The organism is Mycobacterium asiaticum (assembly GCF_001673315.1).
Taxonomy (GTDB): Bacteria; Actinomycetota; Actinomycetes; order Mycobacteriales; family Mycobacteriaceae; genus Mycobacterium; species Mycobacterium asiaticum_B.
This window is the reverse complement of sequence record NZ_LZLQ01000104.1, coordinates 1-625: the sequence shown is the minus strand read 5'-3', so window position 1 is coordinate 625 and position 625 is coordinate 1. Positions and strand designations below refer to the sequence as shown.

Genomic DNA, 625 nt, shown 5'->3' with positions numbered 1-625 from the left:
ATATGGCAACGGTGGCGGCGGTGGCGCGGGCGGCGCCGGCGGCGCCGGCGGTACCGGTGGCGGCGGCGCGGGTAACAACGGCTCGGGCAAAGACGGCGGAAACGGTGGCAACGCGCAGCTCATCGGCGACGGCGGAAACGGCGGCGCCGGCGGTGGTGGCGGCGCGGTCGGCGGCATCGGCGGACGGGGCGGCACCCTGGCCGGGAAAGCCGGCGCCGACGGGCCGTCCTAACGCCGCAGCGCCGTAGGCACCCGGCACGCTCGAGGAATAAAGACTGTCGGTGCCTGGCTTTACCCTGGTGCTATGGCTTTCGCCACCGAACACCCAGTAATCGCCCACTCCGAATACCGTGCCGTCGACGAGCTCGTTCGCACCGCCGGCGCGCGCTTCGAAGTGGTCAGCCCACATCAGCCCGCCGGCGACCAGCCCGCTGCCATCGACGAGCTGGAGCGCCGCATCAAGGCGGGGGAGCACGACGTGGTGCTGCTCGGCGCCACCGGCACCGGTAAGTCCGCCACCACCGCCTGGCTGATCGAACGGCTGCAACGTCCGACTCTGGTGATGGCCCCGAACAAGACGCTGGCAGCCCAGCTCGCCAACGAGTTACGAGAGATGTTGCCGCAC

2 protein-coding genes are annotated in these 625 nt (G+C 71.0%); both read left to right on the top strand.

Translation table 11 applies throughout. From position 1 onward, the window contains the following. On the top strand, window positions 1-232 hold a 232-nt coding region (locus tag A5636_RS26605), incomplete at its 5' end, for a hypothetical protein (RefSeq protein ID WP_216638843.1). Between the two features lie 72 nt (window positions 233-304). Next, on the top strand, window positions 305-625 hold a 321-nt coding region (locus A5636_RS16505), incomplete at its 3' end, for a DEAD/DEAH box helicase family protein (protein ID WP_216638842.1).